Source organism: Oleiphilus sp. HI0086 (assembly GCF_001635225.1).
On record NZ_LWFZ01000659.1, the window covers coordinates 1 to 5,227 of the forward strand.

At 46.6% G+C, this 5,227-nt stretch carries 5 protein-coding genes; 2 read left to right on the forward strand and 3 right to left on the reverse strand.

Annotation, left to right across the window (positions count from 1 at the left end):
• The 3 genes from A3756_RS09395 to def all read right to left on the reverse strand — a co-directional run.
• Nucleotides 1-1,025 (reverse strand): transcription antitermination factor NusB (locus tag A3756_RS09395; RefSeq protein ID WP_068553391.1); only part of this gene is annotated, 1,025 nt, incomplete at its 3' end.
• A complete protein-coding gene (gene fmt, locus A3756_RS09400; protein WP_068512830.1) occupies nt 1,006-1,965 on the reverse strand; it encodes a methionyl-tRNA formyltransferase in 960 nt (319 codons plus the stop codon). The genes fmt and A3756_RS09395, both read right to left, overlap by 20 nt.
• 60 nt (nt 1,966-2,025) lie before the next feature.
• On the reverse strand, nt 2,026-2,538 hold the full coding sequence (def, locus tag A3756_RS09405; RefSeq protein WP_068508982.1) for a peptide deformylase: 513 nt from the start codon (nt 2,536-2,538) through the stop codon (nt 2,026-2,028).
• Between the two features lie 198 nt (nt 2,539-2,736).
• On the opposite strand from def, the gene A3756_RS09410 reads away from it, so the two are divergent.
• Both A3756_RS09410 and dprA read left to right on the forward strand, forming a co-directional pair.
• Nucleotides 2,737-3,768: a LysM peptidoglycan-binding domain-containing protein gene (locus A3756_RS09410; RefSeq protein WP_231872321.1), complete on the forward strand. Its 1,032-nt coding sequence runs from the start codon at nt 2,737-2,739 to the stop codon at nt 3,766-3,768.
• A 158-nt stretch (nt 3,769-3,926) separates the two neighbouring features.
• On the forward strand, nt 3,927-5,138 hold the full coding sequence (gene dprA / locus A3756_RS09415; protein WP_068512827.1) for a DNA-processing protein DprA: 1,212 nt from the start codon (nt 3,927-3,929) through the stop codon (nt 5,136-5,138).
• The last annotated feature ends 89 nt before the right edge of the window (nt 5,139-5,227 follow it).

Consider the following 5,227-nt stretch of genomic DNA (forward strand, 5'->3'; position numbering starts at 1 on the left):
TCTTCGGCGCGTGATACCTTAAGTTCTGCCTGAAAATTTAGTCGTTTAAGGTTTTCATCGATCTTTGCGGCTCGACTTGCTTCAGAGTCTAGCGCCGTCAGGTGAATACCTGTTTGGGATTCCAGGATCGCACAGGTTTTTCCGCCTGGTGCGGCACAGGCATCGAGTACCTTATGGCCTTCTTCTAGTTCCAGTAAGTCACAACATAGTTGGGCTGCTTCATCCTGAACGCTTGCTGCGCCCTCGCGAAACTTGGGTAAAGCGGCTACGGGAACCGGTTTGAGCAACTGGATGCCGAAAGAACTGAAGGCGCAAGTTTGCGCTTCAATTTCCTGTTCCGTTAGTAAATCCAGGTAGTGTTGTCTTGGTTCGTCACTTTCAGCGAACTGTCGATTAACTCTCAGTGTCATCGGAGGGCGTGCATTTCCCTGGCGAAGAATATCTTGCCACTTTTCTGGCCAGTTATGTTTAACCTTTTCTTTAATCCACTCAGGGTAGCTGGCATTAATGATTTCGTTTGTTGCTTCACCTGCTTCGATCGCTGGCAGGGCGGATATTTTTCGAAGCACTGCATTGATCAAAGGCTTAAAGTGCTCTATTCCCAGCTCGGCAGCGGCTTGCACAGTTTCATTAATTGCAGCGTGGGCGGGTGTGCGCATGAATAGGAGTTGGTAAGCCCCTACTTTTAGAATGCTTTCAACCAGTTTATCTTCGTGCTGGAGCGGTGTTTCCAAAAACTGATTATGGTTATTTGCCAAATACTCGTACCAGCGACAGGCTCCATAGACAATTTCCTGAAGAAGGGCGCCGTCTTTATCTGCCACCTGTTCAGCAGCGATGGGCATGAGTGCAGTCAGTGACTTTTGTTCATAAGCGACACTGTGTAAAAGATGGCTGGCAAGCGCTCTGACGCTGCTTAAGCTTTCTATTGCAGGTAGCTTAGGAAGTCGGATATTTTGCTTGGAGCGTCTAGCTCGTGATTGGCGACGACTGCGTCCGCCAGACCTAGTTGTCATGATTGACATTCAGCTGCTCTCCCGCATTTAATAGCGCTTTACCGCCGTTCACGAAAGATTGAACGTCCATGGCTTTTGCCCCCGGAAGTTGGAGTTGCTGAATGCTGATAGCGCCTTGGCCACACTGGATAATGATGCCGTTTTTGGTTTTTTCCAGAATAGTACCGGCTACTCGGTCATCGTTTGTTTCGACTTCTGATGCTTCAAAGATACGGACACGCTGAACTTTCCCTTTTGCATCAAGAAACTCCAGAAACGATACCGGCCAAGGGTTGAACGCTCGGATATTGCGACAGATCTGTTGGGCGCTATCTTGCCAGTTAATGCAAGCTTCTTGTTTACTCAGTTTATGTGCGTAATTCGCCAGTTCGTTATCTTGAGGTTCAGCCGCTAATGTTTCACGCTGTTCGAGATATTGCAAAATCGCGCTGGCTCCTTGTTCAGCGAGCCGGTCATGAAGGCTACCGCCAGTATCCTGGTCAGTGATATCGGTTTTGAGTTTGAGTAGCATGTCGCCGGTATCTAAGCCTACGTCCATTTGCATGATGGTAATGCCCGTTTCACGGTCACCCTCCTGAATTGCACGCTGAATCGGCGCAGCGCCACGCCAGCGTGGAAGTAAAGACGCGTGGATATTGATACAGCCGAAAGTGGGCATGTCCAACACTGCTTTAGGTAGGAGCAGGCCATAAGCCGCTACAATCATTAGGTCTGCCTTGAGCGCTGCTAGTTCCGTCTGGGCCTCGGGGTTTGTCAGCTTTTCAGGTTGGAATACTGGAATGCCATGCGCTTCAGCTACCTGTTTTACCTCGCTTTTTACGAGCTTCTTGCCACGCCCTGCCGGACGGTCTGGCTGAGTGTAGACGGCGATGACCTCATGGTTTTGGTCAATAATGGCTTGGAGGCTTTTGGCTGCAAACTCCGGTGTACCGGCAAAGATAATCTTCAAACTGAAATCACTTTTTTAAATTGGGTAAATAAAAATCGCACAGATATGATAAAAGGCGTTTTAAGCGCGTTCCTGACTGCGATGAATCTTCTCTAGTTTCTTTTTGATACGATTACGTTTTAAACCGCTTAAATAGTCAACAAAGAGTTTACCGTTTAAGTGATCCATTTCGTGTTGGATGCAAACGGCTAGTAGCCCCTCTGCTTCTAGGCTAAACTCTTTGCCTTGTCGGTCTAGCGCTTCGATCAGCACATGTTCGATTCGGCTAATATCTTCATAAAAGCCAGGAACGGACAGGCAGCCTTCTTGCATTTTTTCTAGCTCACCCTCTAAAACAGTGACTTTAGGGTTAATAAATACCAGTGGTTCGCTCTTATCTTCTGACAGGTCCATCACTATTAATTGGAGGTGGCGATCTATCTGTGTTGCTGCCAGACCAATGCCGGGAGCATCATACATGGTCTCAAACATGTCATCGATAAGGGTTTGCAGATTGTCATCAAACTCTTCGACCGGTTTGGCCAGAGTACGAAGGCGAGGGTCTGGATATTCTAAAATTTCTAAAATCGACATGTGGATCCTGTTATGGCTGGTTTATTAGCGCTGTACTAGTATTAAATTGTGGTGCGTGTCACGATATCACTGCTACTATTATCTTATAGAAAAGGAAATTAGTACAAATTGTTAAATCTTGATCTATAGTTTTCTAGATACCGTGCCTTTTTTTCGCACACTTATATCTTAGACATAAATTTATTATGTAGGCAGCACATGATCCGAAAGTTACTCATCTCCGTAATATTGACAAGCCTGGCGCTGGTTCAATCCGTCTTGGCATCCCCTGAATTGGCTGACAACCACCCGGATCGTTACGTTGTCGTAAAGGGTGATACCTTGTGGGATATCTCAGAGCGCTTTTTGAAGTCGCCTTGGCTATGGCCAGAAATCTGGCATGCGAACCCTCAGGTCTCGAATCCTCACCTTATCTATCCTGGTGATATTATTGGTCTGATATATATTAATGGCCAACCGCGACTTACTACCTTGAAGGCAGGCCCTCAAAATGGCGTGGTTAAGCTCAGTCCTCAAATTAAGGCAACGCCAATTTCTGCTGCGATTCCGACGATTCCACTTGATGCAATAGCCAGTTTCTTGTCTCAGAACCGAATTGTTGAAAAAGAAGAGATGGAAATGGCGCCTTACGTGCTTATCGGTCGTGAGAATCACCTGATCACCGGGACTGGTGATACGGTCTTCGCTCGAGGTGACGTTAAGGGTGCTGAGAAAGTAGCCGTATATCGTTCTAGCGAGACTTATATTGACCCCGAAACGAATGAATTATTGGGGCTTGAAGCGAAAGCGATTGCCACTGCAGATGTTGATCAAGTAAACAAAGAAGTTGTGACGCTGAATATTCTTCGTAGCAGTGAAGAATTGCGCCAAGGTGACCGCTTGTTGCCGACTGAAGATAGAATGATTAACTCTAATTTTGTGCCAAGTAAGCCAGAGCATGATATTCGAGGCAAGATGATTTCTGTGGCTTCAGGTGTTGGTAATATTGGTCAGTATAATGTTGTTGTTATCAACCGCGGCGAGCGTGATGGTATTAAGGAAGGTAATGTACTCGCAGTATACAAGAGAGGCGGCTTGGTTCGTGATCCTTACACCAAAGAAAAGATTGAGTTACCTTCACAGCGTGCAGGTTTGTTAATGGTGTTTAGAGTCTTTGAGAAATTGAGCTACGGCTTGGTTTTGAAAGCAACACGCCCACTTGCTGTGATGGACGAGGTTCGTACGCCTTGATTTGAACCTGAGCCTTGAATTAGCGAGGCTGTAAAGATTAAAGTAAACTGAAGGCAGCTTAAGGATTAAGCTGCCTTTTTTGTTGGGCGATTGCTTGGCAAAGTATACCTAGGCCCGGAATAGGGCATTCTGCTAATAAATCGATTAAGGATGATCGTATGGCTATTTCTTCAAGTTGCGAATACATCGCACAACTTTCTGCAGTCAAAGGCTTGGGCCTGAAGACTTTTTATCACCTTTATTCTCACTTTGGGAGCGTTGACGCGCTTACGAAAGCTGACTACGAGGCTTTATGCTCAAGCGGTCTTAAACCAGTGATGGCACGAGCCCTGGTCAACATTAATGAAGCTGCATTATCCCAGGCGCTTCCACGTTCGACCGAGACGTTGATGGAGTGGTCGGAACCTGCGCGACAGCATATATTAAGTATTGAGGATGCAGGCTATCCGTCTTTATTAAAGGAAGTATTTTGTCCGCCGCCTATGATCTATCTGAAAGGCTGTCTGGAGTCTTTATTGTTGCCTGCCTTAGCCGTTGTGGGTAGCAGAAAACCAAGTATGGCCGGGAAACAGCATGCCTATTCTTTTGCCTATGAGTTGAGCCTTCAGGGCCAGAATGTCGTTAGTGGTTTGGCTTTGGGGGTTGATACTTTGGCCCATCGAGGAGCCTTGGAAGCAAGTGGCATTACCTGTGCGGTTTTGGGGACGGGCTTAGATCTTGTTTACCCAAGGCAAAATCAAAAACTAGCAGAGCAAATTATGGATCGAGGAGTGCTGGTGTCGGAAATGGCTTTAGGGTCTCTGCCTGTGCCTGCAAATTTTCCGCGACGAAATCGTTTGATTTCGGGGCTTTCTCAGGGTTCATTGATTGTTGAAGCTGGCCTGAAAAGCGGATCATTAATCACTGCGAATTATGCGATAGAACAGAATCGGGAGGTATATGTCATTCCAGGGCCTATTGATAGTGAAGTGGCTGCCGGATGCAACGATCTGATTAAACAGGGAGCGCAGCTGGTGACATGTGTCGAGGATATTCTAGCTTTTCCTTGTCGGGACTCTTGTATGACGGTAGCGTCTTCCGCCAATAACTCAAAGCGTGAGAGTCCGATTGGGCGCAGTACAAGCGCTATAGTGGGCAAGGCTGAGGGTCATGCAGCTGAAACTCAGTTGTCACATGAACTTTTGCCCGATGAAGGAAAGCTATTACCTCTGATTGATTTTCAGTGTACCTCCTTTGACGTTCTAGCTAGCGAGAGCCAACTGGAAGCTGGCGTGCTATTGCAAAACCTGGTGAGCTTGGAGCTAAAAGGTTTAATTTCTAATGTGCCAGGTGGCTATCAGCGTGTGAAATCAGTAAACTCAGCCCAATAATTATGGTCACTTGTCTAAAGTGCTTTTTGAAGTGTAAATAGCGTCGATAGGAAGAGAGGTTTGGGTGTCGCTAAGTCGTTTATCTGAAT

Excerpts from the sequence above, each read along its gene's own strand:
- dprA (WP_068512827.1), top strand. The coding sequence starts at position 3,927 with ATGGCTATTTCTTCAAGTTGCGAATACATCGCACAACTTTCTGCAGTC.
- A3756_RS09410 (WP_231872321.1), top strand. The coding sequence starts at position 2,737 with ATGATCCGAAAGTTACTCATCTCCGTAATATTGACAAGCCTGGCGCTG.
- def (WP_068508982.1), bottom strand. The coding sequence starts at position 2,538 with ATGTCGATTTTAGAAATTTTAGAATATCCAGACCCTCGCCTTCGTACT.